We start from the raw sequence: 16,252 nt of genomic DNA, 5'->3' as shown, positions 1-16,252 counted from the left end.
TTTTACGGCAAGAATTCCTCGAGCAGGGTGTTGAGCAAACGCCAGCCGCGTTCGGTAGGAGCGATGCGCCAGGCAAGCGGCTCGACCAGACCTTGGGCTTCGAGCCGCGCCCAGTGCGATGCGAGCGCATCCAAAGACAGACCCGTGCGCGACGCGAACCACTCCCGTGGCACCCCCGCGTGTAGCCGCAGCGCGTTCATGAGGAACTCGAAGGGCAGGGATTCGGGTACCACCCTCGATTCCTCCTGCACGAAGGGCGCGCGCGCGGCGAGGTAGCGGCGCGGATGCTTGTGCTTCATGCGTCGCACGATGCCGCCGGGCGTGCTGAGCTTGCCGTGCGCCCCCGGCCCCACGCCCAAGTAATCGCCGAAGCTCCAGTAGTTGAGGTTGTGCCGGCAGGATTCCCCTGGCAGGGCCCAAGCCGAGACCTCGTAATGGACGAAACCGGCACGCATAAGGCGATCTTCCACCGCCTCCTCGATCGCCGCCATTTCCTCGTCGGCGGGCAAAGTCGGGGGCGCAGCGGCAAAAGGGGTATTGGGCTCAATCGTGAGCTGATAGCAGGAAAGATGCGTCGCCCCGCCGGCGAGCGCCGTCTCCACGTCCGCGAGCGCCGCCGCCGGGCTCTGGCCGGGCAGGTCGATCATCAGATCGACGTTGACGCGCGCGAAGGTACGCACCGCCGCCGCGAGCGCGGCGCGCGCCTGGGCGCCGTCGTGGATGCGTCCCAGCCGACGCAAGGCGGCATCGTCGAAACTCTGCACTCCCAGCGAGAGCCGGTTCACCCCGGCCTGCGCGTAGGCCGCGAAGCGCGCCGCTTCGAAGGTGCCGGGATTCGCCTCCAGCGTGACCTCGGCGTTTGGCGCGAGCGGCAAACGCCGTCGAATCGCCGCCATGAGCCGCGCAAGCGCTTCGCCCGAGAGCAGGCTCGGCGTGCCGCCGCCAAAGAAGATCGTGTCGACCAGCCGTCCGCCGGCACGCTCGGCCTCGGCCTCGAGGTCTGCCTCCAGCGCCGCGAGGAATTCCGCCTCGGGCACCTCGCCTGCGAGCGGATGCGAATTGAAGTCGCAGTAGGGGCACTTGCGCACGCACCAGGGCACGTGCACGTAGAGCGACAGTGGCACCCGCGCCGGATCGAGCGCGCTCAAGCGCCCTCCCGCGCGAGCCGCGCCCGCAGCCGGCGCAAGGCCCGGCCGCGGTGGCTCAGGCGATTCTTCTCCTCGGGGGCGAGCTCGGCCGCGGTCTTGCCCCATTCGGGCAGATAGAAAAGGGGATCGTAGCCGAATCCGCCCTCCCCGCGCGGCGCCGTGAGGATCTCTCCCCACCAACGTCCCTCGGCCACGAGCGGCAGGGGATCGTCCGCCGTGCGCAGAAAGACCACGCAGCTATAGAAAAACGCCCGCCGCGCCGCGCCTTCCAGGTCCTGCATCGCCGCGAGCAGCGCCGCGTTGTTGCGCGCATCCGACCGGGGCTCTCCCGCGAAGCGCGCCGAGTGCACCCCGGGCGCCCCGCCGAGCGCCGGCACCGCCAGGCCCGAATCGTCGGCGATCGCCGGCAGGCCCGCAGCGGCCGCCGCGTGCCGCGCCTTGGCGAGCGCATTTTCCAGGAAGGTCGGATGCGGCTCCTCGGCCTCCGTAATGCCCAGCGCCCCTTGCGCCAGCACCTCCCAGCCGAGCGGCGCGAGCAGCGCCTCGAGCTCGGCCGCCTTCTTCGCGTTGTTGCTCGCGAGCACCACCCGCCGTTTGCCCGAACTCACGCCCGGCTCTCCCGCTGGGCGGCGAGCAGCTCGCCGATGCCTTTCTCGGCGAGCGCGAGCAGGGCTTCGAGCGCACCCCGGTCGAATGCCCCATGCTCGGCCGTGCCCTGCAGCTCGACGAAGCCGCCCGCGCCGGTCATCACCACGTTCATGTCGGTGTCGCAGGAGGAATCCTCGGCGTAATCGAGGTCGAGCAACACCTCGCCCTCCACGAGCCCCACCGACACCGCCGCCACCTGGTCGCGCACGGGCGAGGCCTCGAGCACCCCACGCGCCACCAGCGCATCGCACGCATCGGCGAGCGCCACCCAGGCCCCCGTGATCGCCGCCGTGCGCGTGCCGCCGTCGGCCTGCAGCACGTCGCAATCGAGCACGACCTGCCGCTCCCCCAGCGCCGCCAGATCCACCACCGCGCGCAGCGAGCGCCCGATCAGGCGCTGGATCTCCAGCGTGCGCCCGCCCTGTTTCCCTTTGGCCGCCTCGCGCGGCGTGCGCGTGTGCGTGGCGCGCGGCAGCATGCCGTATTCGGCCGTCACCCAGCCCTGCCCCGTCCCCTTGAGGAAAGGCGGCACGGATTCTTCCACGCTCGCGGTGCATAGCACCCGCGTGCGCCCGAAAGATACCAGCACCGAGCCTTCGGCATATTCCGTGAAGCCTCGTTCGATGCGCACCGGACGCAGTTCGTCGGCACGCCTACCATCATGCCTCATGCATCATCCCTTGAATTTCTGGATCGTCTCGTTGATCTCGCGGATCGCCCGTTCGATCTCTTCGGCGTCCATGGGTTCGGCCGAAAAAGTCGGCTGATGGGGCACGGAGAAAGCCGTGGTTACCTGATCGAGGGCCAGGGTCTCGGTCGAGACCGTATCCTCACCCGGATCGGCAGGCACGCCCTCCTCCCAACGCATGGCAATGAGCGAAACGTTGTCCGAGTTGGGCCCCGCCTCCATCTCCGCCTGCTCCACCAGTTCGGGCACCACCCGTACGAGCGGAGCGCGTGTGAGACGCTCGGCGATCTCCTCGTCGTCGAGCACGCCCCACAGGCCGTCGGAACACAGCGCGATCACGTCGCCTGGCTGCAACACCGTCCGCCGGCCGAAGTCGATGTGCGGCAAAGTCTCCCCGCCAAGCGAACAATAGAGGCGGTTGCGGCTGTCGTGCGTGCGCAACTGGGCTTCGCTCAGCACCCCCTGATCGATCAGAAGTTGCGCATGCGAATGGTCGATCGTGCGGGCGAGCACCTTGCCTCGGCGAACGTGATAGAGCCGCGAGTCGCCCACGTGCGCCCACCAGGCATACCCCCCTTCCTGCACGAGGCAGGTGACGACCGTGGCCCGAGGATTGCCGGCGATGTGATTCACCCGGGCGTATTCCAGGATCGCATAGTGCGCATTGATGATCGCCTGCGACAAAAAACTCAGAGGATCGTCGACTCGGGGCTTGGCGTGGAGCCGAAACGCCTGGATGAGGCTCTGCAGCGCGATCTGGGCCGCCACTTCGCCGGCCGCGTGCCCCCCCATCCCGTCGGAGAGCACCATGATGAGCGCCTCGCGCGAATAGGCGTAGCCCACCCGGTCCTCGTTCACCGGCCTTCCACCCACGCTCGTGGCCTGATGGATGGAGAATTTCATCATTAGGCTCCTTCGTGCAGCGAGGGCATCATCGACCGATACTCGGTGGCGGCCACGAGGAAGGGCACGTAAGCCGAGAGCACCTTCTGCACCGCATAAGCGCTCTGCGGCCGCTGCTCGGGCTCGAGCTGCATCAAGTCGACGATGAGATCGATCAACTCCGGCGTATAGCGCTCACGGTACGGGGCGAGCCGCTGCGGCAAATCGTCCTTCTCTTGCCGCGCCTCTGCGCGCGGCGGCGCCTGCCCGGTGACGCAGGTATAGAGCGTGGCGCCGAAACTGTAGAGATCGGTCCATGGTCCGATGAGCTCACGCTTGCCGCTGAGCTGCTCGGGCGGCGCGTAGCCGGGCGTAAACATCGTGCGCACCCATGCCTGGTCGGACGACAAGCTCTGACGCGCCGAACCGAAGTCGATCAATACCGGGTCGCCATTGCGGCGCAGATAGATGTTGGCCGGCTTCAGGTCGAGGTGCAACAGTTTGTGTGTATGCACCTCGCGCAGCCCCCCTTTTTTCTGCCGGACGTACTGCAAGAGGGTGCGCCCCTCCTCGTACTGCATCACCATATAGACGGTCTGGTTCGCCCGAAAGAAGTTGAGCACCCGGATCACGTTGGGGTGGTTGATGCGCGCGAGCGACCGCCCCTCCTCGAAGAAACACTTCAACCCGAAGAGAAAGGCCCGCTCACAATCGGGCAGGATCTCCGGCTCGATCTCACCCTCTTCCCGTCGCGCCAAGGTATGCGGCAAATACTCTTTGATCGCCACCGTCTTCCCCTCGCGATCGCGAGCGCGATAGACGAAGGAAAATCCCCCCTTGGCGAGCAGATCGACGATGCGGTAGCCCTCCACGAGCCACCCAACGGGCAACGGAGCGTTTTCTTGTGTCGACATGGTCTGACCGGGTATGATAAACCGCCTCGGACGAAGCGTGGAATCACTCAATGATACACAGTATGACAGGGTTTGCCAGCGCGCAAACCCAAATCGGCGCTCGGCTCCTGCGCCTCGAACTGCGCAGCGTCAACGGACGCTTCCTCGACCTCTATTTCCGCCTGCCCGAGGACTGGCGCTCCTTCGAGCCGCTGCTGCGTGAACGCCTGCAAAAGGCGCTCGCCCGCGGCAAGATCGAATGCCGGTTCGAAGTGCAAAGCGCGCCCGTGCAAGCGGCGCTCACGCTCGACGCCGTCGCCCTGCAGGCGCTCGCCCTCACCCAGACCGAAATCCACCGGCATCTGCCCGAAGCGGCCTCCCTCACGGTGGGCGAGATCCTGCGCTGGCCCGGCGTGGTGCGCGAAGCCGAGCTCGATCCCGAGGAAACGCAGCGGCGCCTGCTCGAGCTGCTCGAAGCGGCGCTCGCCGAACTCCTCGCGCACCGCGCCCGCGAGGGCGAGGCGCTCGCCGCCGCCATCCGCGAACGGGCCACGGCCATCGCCGAGCTCGTCGAACGCGCCCGCGCGCTTGCGCCCGAAGCCGTCGAGGCCCAGCGCCGCAAGCTCCTCGAAGCGCTCGAAGCGCTCGGCCAGACGCCCGATCCCCAGCGCGTGGAGCAGGAAGTCGCCCTCGTCGCCCAGCGCCTCGACGTCGCCGAAGAGCTCGACCGCCTCTCCTCCCACCTCCAGGAACTCGAACGCACGCTCACCCGCGGCGGCCCCGTCGGCAAACGGCTCGACTTCCTGCTGCAGGAATTCAACCGCGAAGCCAATACGCTCGCCGCCAAAGCCGGCAGCCTGGCGCTGTCGCGCCTCGCGCTCGAGATGAAAGTGCTCATCGAACAGATTCGCGAACAAGTGCAGAACCTCGAATGAACGAGCAGCCGCTAGCCGATTTCCCGGAAACCGAGCTCGACATCCTCTGCCGTCGTTACCACGTGCGTCGGCTCGCTTTTTTCGGTTCTGCCATTCGGGACGATTTCGGCCCTACCAGCGACATCGACGTCCTCGTCGAATTTCAACCCGGCCGCACCCCAGGCTTCGCCTTTGCACGCCTGCAACGCGAGCTCTCCCGCTTGCTCGGACGACCGGTCGATCTCCACACCCCCCGCAGCCTGAGTCGATATTTTCGGGACGAAGTGCTGCGCACCGCCCGGATCCAATATGAAGCGCCCTCCGAGTCGCCCCAAACTCGATGATACCGCCCGCATCCGCCACATGCTGGATGCGGCTCGACGCGCACTCGAGCTGGCTCGGGGCAAACCGATCGCCGACCTTCTGCCGGAAGACGAAACTGCCCTGGCCTTGGCCCGCCTCCTCGAAATCCTGGGTGAAGCCGCCCGCCAGGTCACGCCGGCCACCCGTATTCGCCACCCTGCCATCGCGTGGCGCGACATCGCCGATACGCGCAACCGCATCATCCACGAATACTTCGACGTCGATTTGGAAATCATCGCCTCCATCGTCGAACATGATCTACCCGAGCTGATTCCCGCGCTGGAGGCAGTCTTGAACGAACTGGCGGAACGCAATCCATGATCCCCCTTGGCACCCTCTACATCGTCACCGCCCCCTCGGGCGCCGGCAAAACCACCCTCGTACACGCCGTGCTCGAGCGCGAACCGGGGCTCGCCCTCTCCATTTCCTACACCACCCGCCCCCCTCGGCCGGGCGAAATCGACGGGCGCGACTACCGCTTCATCGGCCGAGAAGAATTCCTGCGCCTGCGCGATCGCGGCGAACTTCTCGAATGGGCCGAAGTCCACGGAAACTACTACGGCACCTCCCGTACCTGGATCGAAGACCAATTGCAGCAAGACCGCGACGTGCTGCTGGAAATCGACTGGCAGGGAGCACGCCAGGTGCGGCGGATATTCCCTCAAGCCGTGAGCGTATTCATCCTGCCGCCCTCGATCGCAACGCTGGAAGCCCGACTGCGCGGTCGCGGCACCGACAGCGAAGCCACCATCGCCCGGCGCCTGGCCGCCGCCCGTGAGGAAATGCGCCACGTCGAAGAATTCGACTACGTTATAATCAACGACCGGCTCGAGCGCGCCATCGACGAGCTCACCGCCGTCGTACGCGCCGCGCGCCTGCGGCTGCCGGTGCAAAAGCGCCGCCACGCCGCCTACTTCGCCCAACTCCTACAGGAATGACCCCATGGCCCGCATCACCGTCGAAGACTGCCTCAAGCACATCCCCAACCGCTTCGAGATGACGCTCGCCGCCGCCACCCGCGCGCGCCAGCTCTCCATCGGCGCCGAGCCCCTCATCGCCCTGGACCGGGGGCGCGAGCGGGACAAGCCCACCGTCATCGCGCTGCGCGAGATCGCCGCCGGCAAGGTCGGCCGCGACATCCTCGAACGCGCCCAGAACTGACCGCCATGCCCACCGCCGAGACCGCCTGCCAGCCCACTGCAGCCCCCTCGGCGGAAGCGCCGTTCGTCGACGTCGAGACCCCCGAAAGCTACGGCGCCCTGCGCGACAAGCTCCTCGGCTACCTCCCCCCCGCCGAAGTCGAGCGCATCGACGCCGCCGCCCGCTTCGCCGCCTGGTCGCACCAAGGCCAGAAGCGCGCGAGCGGCGAGCCCTACGTCACCCATCCCATCGCCGTCGCCTCCATCGTCGCCGACTGGAAGCTCGACGCCTCCGCCATCATCGCCGCGCTGCTGCACGACGTGATGGAAGACGCCCATATCCGCAAGAGCGAGCTCGCGCACCACTTCGGCCCCGTGGCGGCCGAGCTCGTCGATGGCCTCACCAAGATCGAGCAGCTCGAGAGCCAGAGCCTCGAAGACAACCAAGCGGAAAATTTCCGCAAGATGCTGCTCGCCATGGCGCGCGACCTGCGCGTCATCCTCATCAAGCTGGCCGACCGCACGCACAACATGCGCACGCTGGGCGCCGTCGCCCCCGCCAAGCGCCGCCGCATCGCCCAAGAAACCCTCGAAATCTACGCGCCCATCGCCAACCGGCTCGGGCTCAACACGCTCTACCGCGAACTCCAGGATCTCGCCTTCCAGCACCGCCACCCTTGGCGCCATGCCGTACTCGCGCACGCCGTCGAAGCCGCGCTCGGGGCACGCGACGAACTCCTCGACAAAATCCGCGCGCTCATCGAACGCCAACTCGTCGTCTGGGGGATCCAGGCCCAGATCAGCAGCCGACGCAAGCATCTCTACTCCATCTACCAGAAGATGCGCACCAAGCACCTGCGTTTCGAGCAGGTGCTCGACCTCTTCGGCTTTCGCATCGTCGTGCCCGACGAAAAAAGCTGCTACCTCGCCATCGGCGCGCTGCACGCCGCCTTCAAGCCGGTGCCCGGCAAATTCAAGGACTATCTCGCGCTGCCCAAGCCCAACGGCTACCAGTCGCTGCACACCACCGTCATCGGCCCGCAAGGCATTCCCGTCGAAATTCAAGTACGCACCCAGATCCAGCACCGGCTCGCCGAAGACGGCGTGGCCGCCCACTGGATCTACAAGGATGCCGGCGAGCGCGTCGACGCCTTCGAACGCCAGACCCACGCCTGGCTGCAATCGCTCGTGCAACTGCAATCGAACGACCCCGAAGCGCGCGACTTCCTCGAAAGCTTCAAAATAGACCTGTATCCCGACGAAGTCTTCGTCTTTTCCCCGCGCGGCGAGATCTTCGCCCTGCCACGCGGCGCCACCCCCGTCGATTTCGCCTACGCCATCCACACCGACGTCGGCCACCGCTGCATCGCCTGCCGCATCAACGGCGAGCTCATGCCGCTGCGCACCGAGCTCGATAACGGCGACCGGGTCGAGATCATCACATCCTCCTATCCCAGTCCCAACCCCGCCTGGCTCAACTACGTACGTACCGCCAAGGCCCGCGCCGAGATCCGCCATTTCCTGCGCCACCAGAAAAACGAGCAAGCCGTCTCGCTCGGCGAACGCATGCTCGACCAGGCACTGCGCCCGCGCGGCCTCACGCTGGGGCAGATCAGCGTCTTCGCCTGGGACCGCCTCCTGCGCCAGCACACCGGCCGCAGCAAGAAACAACTCCTCGAAGACATCGGCCTGGGGCACCTCAACCCGGCGCAGATCGCCGAAGAGCTCACCCACGCGCAAGACCTCGAATCCGGCCGTCCCGGCGTCCTCAAACCCCGTGCCTCCGGCCCCGTGCTCATCCGCGGCGACGAGGGCCAAGCCGTCGTTTTCGCCCGCTGCTGCCATCCCCTGCCCGGCGACCCCATCGTCGGCCTCCTCAGCAAAGGGCAAGGGCTGGAGATCCATCGCCACGACTGCCCCCGCCTGCGCCGCCAGGGTGGCGAGCGGCGCTGGATCGACGTCGACTGGGACCCCAACCGCCCCGAAACCACCCGCTTCGAAGTGGGCCTGCGCGTGCTCGCCCGCGACGCCGTCGGCATGCTCGCGCGCATCACCGCGGGAATCGCCGCCGAGCACGGGCACATCCTCGCCGTACAGATGGAAGCCCATCAGGGACTATATCTCGCCATCTCCTTCACCCTCCAAGTCGCCGACCGCATCCACCTCGCCCGCATCATGCGCGCGATCCGCCGCGTGCCCGAAGTCGTGCGCCTACAGCGCGACCTCGACGCCCAGAAAGGACTCCAGCGCACCTGAACCCAAGCCGAGCGATCACGCTTACGCCCCTCCACTCTTCCCAAGCCGCGCCAAGCCCATTACAATCCCCACGCCCGACACCACCCGAGGCACACCGGAGAGGAACGATGAATACGACCAGCATGACGCAAGAAACCCTCGAAGACGACGACATCCCCACGGTGGAGGAGCTGCTGGCCATGCCCGAAGAGGAATACATGTCGCCGCGCCAGCTCAAATTCTTCAAGCATCTCCTGCTCGAAGAAAAGCGCAAGCTGCTGGAAAAAGCCGCCGAAACCACGCAAGCGCTCCAGCAGGAGAACGAAGTCACGCCCGACTGGACCGACCGCGCCACCATCGAGGAAGAACAAGCGCTCGAGCTGCGCGTGCGCGACCGCGAACGCAAGCTCATGAAGAAGATCGACGAGGCGCTCGAGCGCATCGAGAAAGGCACCTACGGCTGGTGCGAAGAAACCGGCGAGCCGATCGGCCTTCGGCGACTGCTCGCCCGCCCCACCGCCACCCTCTGCCTCGAAGCGCAGGAACGGCACGAGCGCATGGAAAAATTGCAAGGCGGCTGAGCCACCGCCTCCTTTCGTTCCCGACCCCCGCCGGAGAGACCGTTGGCGCTATTCCTGCACGACACGCTCACGCAAGACAAACGCCGCTTCGAGCCGCTCGACCCCGCTCGGGTGACGATGTACGTCTGCGGCCCCACGGTCTATAACTACATCCACATCGGCAACGCCCGGCCGGTGGTCGTCTTCGACACCCTCTTCCGCCTGCTGCGGCTCTTCTACCCCAACGTCGTCTACGCCCGCAACATCACCGACATCGACGACAAGATCAACGCCGCGGCCCAAGCCGAAGGCGTGCCCATCCGGGAACTGGCCGAGCGCTACGCGCGCGCCTTCCACGAAGACGTCGCCCGGCTCAATGCGCTGCCGCCCACGGTCGAGCCCTACGCCACCGACCACATCCCCCAGATCATCGCCCTCATCGAGCGGCTCATCGCGCGGGGCCACGCCTACGTCGCCGAAGGGCACGTGCTCTTCCACGTCCCGTCCGACCCCCACTACGGCATCCTCTCCAAACGCAAGCGCGAGGAACTCATCGCTGGCGCGCGCATCGAACCCGCCCCCTACAAGCGCGACCCGGCCGACTTCGTACTGTGGAAACCCTCCCCGCCCGAACTTCCCGGCTGGGACAGCCCCTGGGGCCGCGGCCGCCCCGGGTGGCACATCGAATGCACCGCCATGATCGAGACCCACCTGGGCGAGACCATCGACATTCACGGCGGCGGGCAGGACCTCATCTTCCCCCACCACGAAAACGAGATCGCCCAAGGCACCTGCGCCCACGGCGGGCACATCTACGCCCGCTACTGGGTGCACAACGGCTACCTCACCATTCACGGCGAAAAGATGTCCAAATCCCTGGGCAACTTCCGCACCGTGCGCGAGCTCCTCGCACACACCCCCGGCGAAGTCTTGCGCTATGCGCTCCTCTCCGGCCACTACCGCAAACCGCTCGACTTCACCCCCGAGCTACTGGAACAATCGCTGCACGCGCTCGACCGGCTCTACACCACCCTCGCGCTCACCGAATCCGTTCCCGCCGCCCCGCTCGACCCCCAGGCCGCGGCCGAACGCCTGGAGCTCTCCCCCGAGCGACGTGCCGCGCTCACTGCTGATGCGCTGCCGCACGGGCTCGGCGCCGCGCCCGAGTTCGTCGCCGCCCTCGCCGACGACCTCAACACCCCCCAGGCGCTGGCGCTCCTGCACGAAACCGCCGCGCTGCTGCGCAAAGACCCGACCCCCGAGCGCAAGCGGGAATTCCTCGCCGCCGCCGAGCTCCTGGGGCTGCTCACCGATACGCCGCAATCCTGGCGTCGGCGCCTGCCCGCCCAAGGGGAAGAAACCCTCAGCGAAGAACGCATCGAAGCGCTGATCGCCGAGCGCGCCGCCGCCCGCCGCGCCCGCGATTTCGCCCGGGCCGACGCCATCCGCGACGAGCTCAAGCGAGCCGGCATCCAGATCGAAGACACCGCGAGCGGCACCACCTGGCGCCGTGCGCTTTCATAGACAGACAGAGCGCCCTACGAGGAGCACCCCCATGTACGAATCCGAACACACCAAGTTCATCCGCGACTGGCTCGCCAAGCACCCCGAACAGATCGAAGAGCGCCGCAAAGGCCGGGCACTGTGGTGGGACAAACCGCAGGATCCCGAGCTCACGGAACAATTCCGCCGCGCCGAGGTTCCAACGTACCCGTACTACTACGACGCCGACTCCGCCCATCACGCCTGAACTCATGCCCGAAGACGTCGCGACCGCCGCCCCGCTTGCCGAGCGCTACGTCCTCCTCGACCTGGAAACCACCGGCGCGCACCCCGAGCGCGACCGCATCACCGAGATCGCGCTGCTGCGCTTCGAGGGCGGCCACCTCGTCGAGCGCTGGCAAAGCCTCGTGCGCCCCGACGTCCCCATCCCCCCGCTCATCGAGCGGCTCGTCGGCATCACCAACGCCATGGTCGCCGACGCCCCCCCCTTCGAGGCGCTCGCCCCCGAACTCCTGCAGCGGCTCGCGGACGCCGTGCTCGTCGCCCACAACGCCCGCTTCGACTATGGCTTCCTGCGCCAAGCCTTCCGCCGTTGTGGGTTCGCCTTCGAATCCCCGGTGCTCTGCACCGTCAAGCTCTCGCGCGCCCTCTACCCGCAATACCACAAACACGGTCTCGACAGCCTCATCGAGCGCCACGGCCTCAGCTGCAGCGCCCGCCATCGCGCCATGGGCGACGCCGAAGTGCTCGCCCAATTCCTCGACCTCGTGCAGCGCGAGTTTCCTCCGGAAACCCTGCTGCTTGCCAAACGCAAGGCCATGCAATGGCCCAGCCGCCCGCCGGGGCTCGCCGATGGCGTGCTCGAATCCCTGCCGGACGTGCCCGGCGTCTACCTCATGTACGGAGAAAACGACCTGCCGCTCTACCTCGGCAAGAGCAAACGCCTGCGAAGCCGCGTGCTCGACCACTTCTCCCAGGCGCAGCACCACGGCACGGAAGCCGAGATCGCCCGCCAGATCCGCCGTCTCGACTGGCTCGAGACCGCCGGCGAGCTCGAAGCGCTACTCCTCGAAGCCGAGCTCATCAAACGGCTGAAACCCCTCTACAACCGGCAACTGCGCGAACGCGGCGCCTGGGCGATCGAGCCGCTCCCCGAACCCAAGCCGCGCGGCCCCGTGGTCGGCTATCGCAGCCTGGCTGGCACCGATCCGGCCGACTGGCTCGGCCATACCCACGGCCTTTTTCCCGAGCGCAAGCAGGCCGAAAAAGCCCTGCGCCAGATCGCCCGCGCCCACGCCCTCTGCCCCCAGCGCCTGGGGCTGGAACCCCTGCGCCGTGGCCCCTGCCTCGCCCACCAAATGAAGCAATGCCTCGGCGCCTGCGCCGGCAAGGAATCCCCCGAAGTGCACGACGCGCGCCTGCGCGCCGCGCTCGCCCCCCTCCCGCCGGCCCCCTGGCCCTATGCCGGCCCGGTACGGCTCACCGAACACGACCCCGAGCGCGAGCGCCGCATGACCCTCATCGCCGACCGCTGGTGCCTGCTCGCGCGCTTCGACCATGACCCCACGCCCGAAGAACTCACCGCCGCGCTCGAACGCCCCCGCCGGTTCGACCCCGACCTCTACCGCATCCTGGCGCACGCCTTCGCCACCACGGCCCCGCAGCCGCTCAGCTAGGCGATCCTTTCGGCTCTACCCCTACCGCAACACCGCCATGCAACCGCGCAGTAGGTTATTCGAGCCATCCCGGTATAGGGCAAGCGCGATTTCCCCGAAAGGGACGGCGATCTGCGTCTTCAGAGGAACGTGACGAGGAAAACTTGACAGCCGCCCCATAGATTTTCTATAATTGCTACTTCTTCGACGGGTCGTTAGCTCAGCCGGTAGAGCAGCGGACTTTTAATCCGTTGGTCGCAGGTTCGAATCCTGCACGACCCATCTCCAACGCGCGATTCCCGTGCGCACTTTCATCGCATCGCAGCCGTCGACCCATGGCTTTGATCCGCATCCGCGGTGCGCGCACCCACAACCTCAAAAACGTCGATCTCGACCTGCCTCGAGGAAAACTGATCGTCATCACGGGCGTATCGGGCTCCGGTAAATCTTCGCTCGCCTTCGACACGCTATACGCCGAAGGCCAAAGGCGCTACGTCGAATCGCTCTCCGCCCAGGCGCGCAAGTTTCTCGATCAGCTGCCGAGGCCCGAAGTCGACGCGATCGAAGGGCTTTCGCCGGCGATCGCCATCGAGCAGAAGACGCTTTCGCCCAGCCCACGATCGACGGTGGGCACGCTCACCGAAATCCACGACTATCTGCGCGTACTCTTCGCTCGGCTGGGCACGCCGTATTGCCCCGAACATCCCGAGGAGGCTCTGACGCACCGCTCGATGAGCGACTTCATCGAGTCTTTATTGCACACTCTGCCGCAGCGACGCATCGCCCTCCTCTCGCCCCTCGTGCTCGATACCGAACCGCGGGCCGCGCTCGCCTCCCTGAAAGCACAAGGGTTCACCCGCATCGAAACCGGTGGCGAATTCGTCGAGCTCGATGGTTTGCAAGATGCCCCCTCCGACGCGCCTCGACTGGTGATCGACCGCTTGAGAGTACGGGAAGAGGCGCGGGCGCGGCTCGCCGATTCGCTCGAACTGGCGCTCAAGATGGGGCATGGGCGCTGCTTCGTGCGCGATCTCGACGAAGGGGAAGAACTGACTTTCGTCGTCACCCCTTCGTGCCCCCGCTGCGGTTTCACGGCCCCGGCGCTCGAGCCGCAGCTCTTCTCTTTCAACCATCCGGCAGGCGCCTGCCCCACGTGCGAGGGAACGGGGCGGCGATGGGAACTGGACGCGGAGCGCTTACCAGCATCCGAGCGCAGCCTGCGCGAGGGTGCATTGCCCGGTCTCGACCTCGGCAACGCCTTCTCGGCGCGGCTTCTGGAGGATTTGGCGGCATATTATGGTTTCTCCCTCGACACCCCGTGGTCCGGGCTGCCGGAACCGGTGCGACGGGTTTTACTCTTCGGTTCGGGCGAGGAACCCATCCCTTTCCGCTACCCGCTCGATCGCAGCCGCATGGTGCTCAAGTCTCATCCTTTCGAAGGCTGGGTCTCCTACCTGCAACGGCGCCACCACCCCGAAGAGGAAAGGGGACGCAGAGAGAAGGCTCTGGATCTCCCTTGGCAGGAACGCCCCTGCCCCACCTGTGGTGGTAGCCGCTTGCAACCTTTTGCCCGGGCGGTACGCGTGGCGGGCATGAGTCTGCCGGAGCTCACGGCACTTCCCTTGTCGGACTGTGCGAGTGCGATCGAACGCATCGCCACCGTGTGCGGAACGCATCCCGTGGCCGAGATGACGATCGGGGCGATCCGCTCGCGTCTCCGCTTCCTGCTGCAAGTCGGGCTCTCCTACCTGAGTCTCGATCGCGCATCGCACACGCTCTCCGGCGGAGAGGCGCAGCGCATCCGGCTCGCCAGTCAGGTTGGCTCGGGACTCACCGGCGTGCTCTACGTACTCGACGAACCTTCCATCGGGCTACATCCGCGCAATCAGGACGATTTGCTGCGTACGCTCGAAGAGATGCGCGATCTGGGCAACACCGTCGTCGTGGTCGAACACGACGAAGCGACGATTCGCCGTGCCGATCACGTAGTGGAAGTCGGCCCGGGTGCTGGACGTGAGGGAGGTGAGATTCTCGTCTCCGGGTCGCTGTCAGCGCTGCTCGCTTCGCCGCGCTCGCGAACCGCCCCTTATCTGCAACGCCCCTTGCACGTGCCGCATCGTTCTCTCCCTTGCGAAGAAGACAGGCCCACGCTACGGCTGCAAGGCTGCCACGCCCACAATCTGCAGGGAATCGACGTCGAGATCCCCCTGGGATGCCTCGTGGTCGTCACCGGGGTCTCCGGTTCGGGAAAATCCTCGCTCGTAGAGGACACGCTGGTTCCCATCCTGCGCGATCACCTCTCGGGGCGCCCCTGCCGCGCCCCGTGTACGGGAGCCTCGGGTCTAGAGGCGATCGACAAGCTGATCGTCGTCGATCAATCGCCGATCGGCCGTACGCCGCGCTCAACCCGGCAACCTATACTGGCATCATGGATGGGTTGCGCGAACTCTTTGCCGCCACACCCGAAGCACGCATGCGCGGCTACCGCGCCGCCCGCTTTTCCTTCAACCTGAGAGGGGGGCGCTGCGAGGTATGCGAAGGTGAAGGATATCGGCGCATCGACTTGCAGTTTCTGCCCGACGTCTATCTACCCTGCGAAGCCTGCAGCGGAAAGCGGTACAACCGTGAGACGCTGGAGATCCGCTACCGCGGGCTGAACATCCACGAATCCCTCTCCCTTACCGTGGAGGAAGCGCTACATCCCTTCGGCTCGCACCCCACGCTGCGGCGCAAGCTCGAGATTCTGCAGTCGCTGGGGCTGGGCTACTTACCCTTGAACCAACCGGCCACGACGCTTTCGGGGGGAGAAGCGCAGCGCTTGAAATTGGCTGCGGAGTTGATGCGCCGCGACACGGGACGAACGCTATACGTGCTCGACGAGCCAACCACGGGGCTGCACTGGGTCGACGTCGAACAGCTCCTCACCGCGCTGTTCGCGCTGCGCGATCGCGGAAACACGCTGGTGGTGATCGAACATCACCTCGACGTAATCGCCCATGCCGACTGGGTGATCGACCTGGGACCAGGAGCGGGCGAAGCAGGCGGCCGAATCGTCGCTTGCGGCACCCCCGCGGTGATCGCCGCCCACCCCGATTCCGTGACCGGACGCTACCTCGCCGAGCGGATCGGCTCGGCGGGATAAAAACGGACGCCGCACCCTCGAATGGATGCGGCGTCCATCATTCTTCCCTGAAAGGAAAGGGCGATCAGCCTGCGTTTTGCGGTGCAGCTTGCGTTTCGCTACCCGCCCGATCGACGAGCTCGATGATCGCCATCGGCGCGTTGTCACCATCGCGGTAGCCGAACTTCAGCACGCGGGTGTACCCACCTGGACGATTTTGCACGCGCGGGCCAATTTCGTTGAAGAGTTTGAGCACGATCTCACGATCGCGCAGGCGAGCGAAGGCGAGCCGGTGATTGGCCAGCGTCGGTTTCTTCGCCAGCGTGATGAGCGGCTCGACGAAGCGGCGCAGTTCCTTGGCTTTGGGCAGAGTCGTCTTGATGACTTCCTCGCGCAGCAGGGCGTTGGCGAGATTGCGCATCAGCGCCTGACGATGGCTCGTCGTGCGGTTGAGCTTGCGATATCCGTTTCCGTGACGCATTTTTCTTTCCTCGTGCGTTATC

At 66.4% G+C, this 16,252-nt stretch carries 16 protein-coding genes, 1 tRNA gene and 1 pseudogene; 12 read left to right on the top strand and 6 right to left on the bottom strand.

Going from position 1 to position 16,252, the window contains the following annotated elements:
* Positions 1-2 precede the first annotated feature (2 nt).
* Genes hemW through GV368_RS00295 form a run of 5 tightly spaced genes read right to left on the bottom strand, consistent with a single transcriptional unit; the run spans position 3 to position 4,280 of the window.
* Positions 3-1,148 carry a radical SAM family heme chaperone HemW gene (hemW, locus tag GV368_RS00315; RefSeq protein ID WP_206673166.1) on the bottom strand — a complete coding sequence of 382 codons (1,146 nt, stop codon included), beginning with the start codon at positions 1,146-1,148 and terminating at the stop codon, positions 3-5.
* Entirely contained in the window at positions 1,145-1,756 is a 612-nt protein-coding gene (gene rdgB, locus GV368_RS00310; RefSeq protein WP_169114515.1) for an RdgB/HAM1 family non-canonical purine NTP pyrophosphatase, read from the bottom strand. The genes hemW and rdgB overlap by 4 nt, the downstream gene beginning before the upstream one ends.
* Complete coding sequence (gene rph, locus GV368_RS00305; protein WP_169114513.1) at positions 1,753-2,466, bottom strand: ribonuclease PH; 714 nt, start codon at positions 2,464-2,466, stop codon at positions 1,753-1,755. Before rph ends, rdgB begins: the two co-directional genes overlap by 4 nt.
* 3 nt (positions 2,467-2,469) lie before the next feature.
* A complete protein-coding gene (locus GV368_RS00300; RefSeq protein ID WP_206673165.1) occupies positions 2,470-3,390 on the bottom strand; it encodes a PP2C family protein-serine/threonine phosphatase in 921 nt (306 codons plus the stop codon).
* Positions 3,390-4,280 (bottom strand): serine/threonine protein kinase, encoded by an 891-nt coding sequence (locus tag GV368_RS00295; RefSeq protein WP_169114511.1) that lies wholly within the window; start codon positions 4,278-4,280, stop codon positions 3,390-3,392. The genes GV368_RS00300 and GV368_RS00295 overlap by 1 nt, the downstream gene beginning before the upstream one ends.
* 62 nt (positions 4,281-4,342) lie before the next feature.
* Here GV368_RS00295 and GV368_RS00290 point away from each other — a divergent pair, with 62 nt between their 5' ends.
* The 12 genes and pseudogenes from GV368_RS00290 (at position 4,343) to uvrA (ending at position 15,770) form a co-directional block, all read left to right on the top strand.
* Positions 4,343-5,194, top strand: a complete 852-nt coding sequence (locus GV368_RS00290) for a YicC/YloC family endoribonuclease (RefSeq protein ID WP_206673164.1) — start codon at positions 4,343-4,345, stop codon at positions 5,192-5,194.
* Complete coding sequence (locus GV368_RS11680) at positions 5,191-5,517, top strand: nucleotidyltransferase family protein (RefSeq protein ID WP_169114507.1); 327 nt, start codon at positions 5,191-5,193, stop codon at positions 5,515-5,517. The genes GV368_RS00290 and GV368_RS11680 overlap by 4 nt, the downstream gene beginning before the upstream one ends.
* Positions 5,483-5,857 carry a HepT-like ribonuclease domain-containing protein gene (locus GV368_RS00280; protein ID WP_142809618.1) on the top strand — a complete coding sequence of 125 codons (375 nt, stop codon included), beginning with the start codon at positions 5,483-5,485 and terminating at the stop codon, positions 5,855-5,857. The genes GV368_RS11680 and GV368_RS00280 overlap by 35 nt, the downstream gene beginning before the upstream one ends.
* Positions 5,854-6,474: a guanylate kinase gene (gene gmk, locus GV368_RS00275; RefSeq protein ID WP_178086714.1), complete on the top strand. Its 621-nt coding sequence runs from the start codon at positions 5,854-5,856 to the stop codon at positions 6,472-6,474. The genes GV368_RS00280 and gmk overlap by 4 nt, the downstream gene beginning before the upstream one ends.
* 4 nt (positions 6,475-6,478) lie before the next feature.
* Positions 6,479-6,697 (top strand): DNA-directed RNA polymerase subunit omega, encoded by a 219-nt coding sequence (rpoZ, locus tag GV368_RS00270; protein ID WP_169114505.1) that lies wholly within the window; start codon positions 6,479-6,481, stop codon positions 6,695-6,697.
* A 5-nt stretch (positions 6,698-6,702) separates the two neighbouring features.
* Positions 6,703-8,931 carry a RelA/SpoT family protein gene (locus GV368_RS00265; protein WP_169114503.1) on the top strand — a complete coding sequence of 743 codons (2,229 nt, stop codon included), beginning with the start codon at positions 6,703-6,705 and terminating at the stop codon, positions 8,929-8,931.
* A 107-nt stretch (positions 8,932-9,038) separates the two neighbouring features.
* Positions 9,039-9,491 (top strand): RNA polymerase-binding protein DksA, encoded by a 453-nt coding sequence (gene dksA, locus GV368_RS00260; protein WP_142803739.1) that lies wholly within the window; start codon positions 9,039-9,041, stop codon positions 9,489-9,491.
* A 42-nt stretch (positions 9,492-9,533) separates the two neighbouring features.
* Positions 9,534-10,994: a cysteine--tRNA ligase gene (cysS, locus tag GV368_RS00255; protein WP_142803740.1), complete on the top strand. Its 1,461-nt coding sequence runs from the start codon at positions 9,534-9,536 to the stop codon at positions 10,992-10,994.
* Between the two features lie 31 nt (positions 10,995-11,025).
* Positions 11,026-11,220 (top strand): DUF3460 family protein, encoded by a 195-nt coding sequence (locus GV368_RS00250; protein ID WP_142803741.1) that lies wholly within the window; start codon positions 11,026-11,028, stop codon positions 11,218-11,220.
* 4 nt (positions 11,221-11,224) lie between these two features.
* Positions 11,225-12,649, top strand: coding sequence for an exonuclease domain-containing protein (locus tag GV368_RS00245; RefSeq protein ID WP_142803742.1), 1,425 nt, complete (start codon positions 11,225-11,227; stop codon positions 12,647-12,649).
* 188 nt (positions 12,650-12,837) lie between these two features.
* A tRNA-Lys gene (locus tag GV368_RS00240) sits at positions 12,838-12,910 on the top strand.
* Positions 12,911-12,963: 53 nt separating this feature from the next.
* Positions 12,964-15,770 (top strand): annotated as a pseudogene (gene uvrA / locus GV368_RS00235) (excinuclease ABC subunit UvrA).
* Between the two features lie 64 nt (positions 15,771-15,834).
* On the opposite strand, the gene rplQ reads toward uvrA, so the two are convergent.
* Positions 15,835-16,230, bottom strand: coding sequence for a 50S ribosomal protein L17 (gene rplQ, locus GV368_RS00230; protein ID WP_142803744.1), 396 nt, complete (start codon positions 16,228-16,230; stop codon positions 15,835-15,837).
* Positions 16,231-16,252 lie beyond the last annotated feature (22 nt).

The organism is Tepidiphilus baoligensis, from assembly GCF_012911495.1.
GTDB classification, from domain to species: domain Bacteria; phylum Pseudomonadota; class Gammaproteobacteria; order Burkholderiales; family Rhodocyclaceae; genus Tepidiphilus; species Tepidiphilus olei.
This window is presented reverse-complemented; position numbering and strand designations above follow the sequence as displayed.

Bases quoted from the DNA above. Each gene is read 5' to 3' on its own strand.
- rph (WP_169114513.1), bottom strand. From the start codon at position 2,466: ATGAGGCATGATGGTAGGCGTGCCGACGAACTGCGTCCGGTGCGCATC.
- GV368_RS00300 (WP_206673165.1), bottom strand. From the start codon at position 3,390: ATGATGAAATTCTCCATCCATCAGGCCACGAGCGTGGGTGGAAGGCCG.
- GV368_RS00295 (WP_169114511.1), bottom strand. From the start codon at position 4,280: ATGTCGACACAAGAAAACGCTCCGTTGCCCGTTGGGTGGCTCGTGGAG.
- GV368_RS00290 (WP_206673164.1), top strand. From the start codon at position 4,343: ATGACAGGGTTTGCCAGCGCGCAAACCCAAATCGGCGCTCGGCTCCTG.
- GV368_RS11680 (WP_169114507.1), top strand. From the start codon at position 5,191: ATGAACGAGCAGCCGCTAGCCGATTTCCCGGAAACCGAGCTCGACATC.
- GV368_RS00280 (WP_142809618.1), top strand. From the start codon at position 5,483: ATGAAGCGCCCTCCGAGTCGCCCCAAACTCGATGATACCGCCCGCATC.
- gmk (WP_178086714.1), top strand. From the start codon at position 5,854: ATGATCCCCCTTGGCACCCTCTACATCGTCACCGCCCCCTCGGGCGCC.
- rpoZ (WP_169114505.1), top strand. From the start codon at position 6,479: ATGGCCCGCATCACCGTCGAAGACTGCCTCAAGCACATCCCCAACCGC.
- GV368_RS00265 (WP_169114503.1), top strand. From the start codon at position 6,703: ATGCCCACCGCCGAGACCGCCTGCCAGCCCACTGCAGCCCCCTCGGCG.
- dksA (WP_142803739.1), top strand. From the start codon at position 9,039: ATGAATACGACCAGCATGACGCAAGAAACCCTCGAAGACGACGACATC.
- GV368_RS00250 (WP_142803741.1), top strand. From the start codon at position 11,026: ATGTACGAATCCGAACACACCAAGTTCATCCGCGACTGGCTCGCCAAG.
- GV368_RS00245 (WP_142803742.1), top strand. From the start codon at position 11,225: ATGCCCGAAGACGTCGCGACCGCCGCCCCGCTTGCCGAGCGCTACGTC.
- rplQ (WP_142803744.1), bottom strand. From the start codon at position 16,230: ATGCGTCACGGAAACGGATATCGCAAGCTCAACCGCACGACGAGCCAT.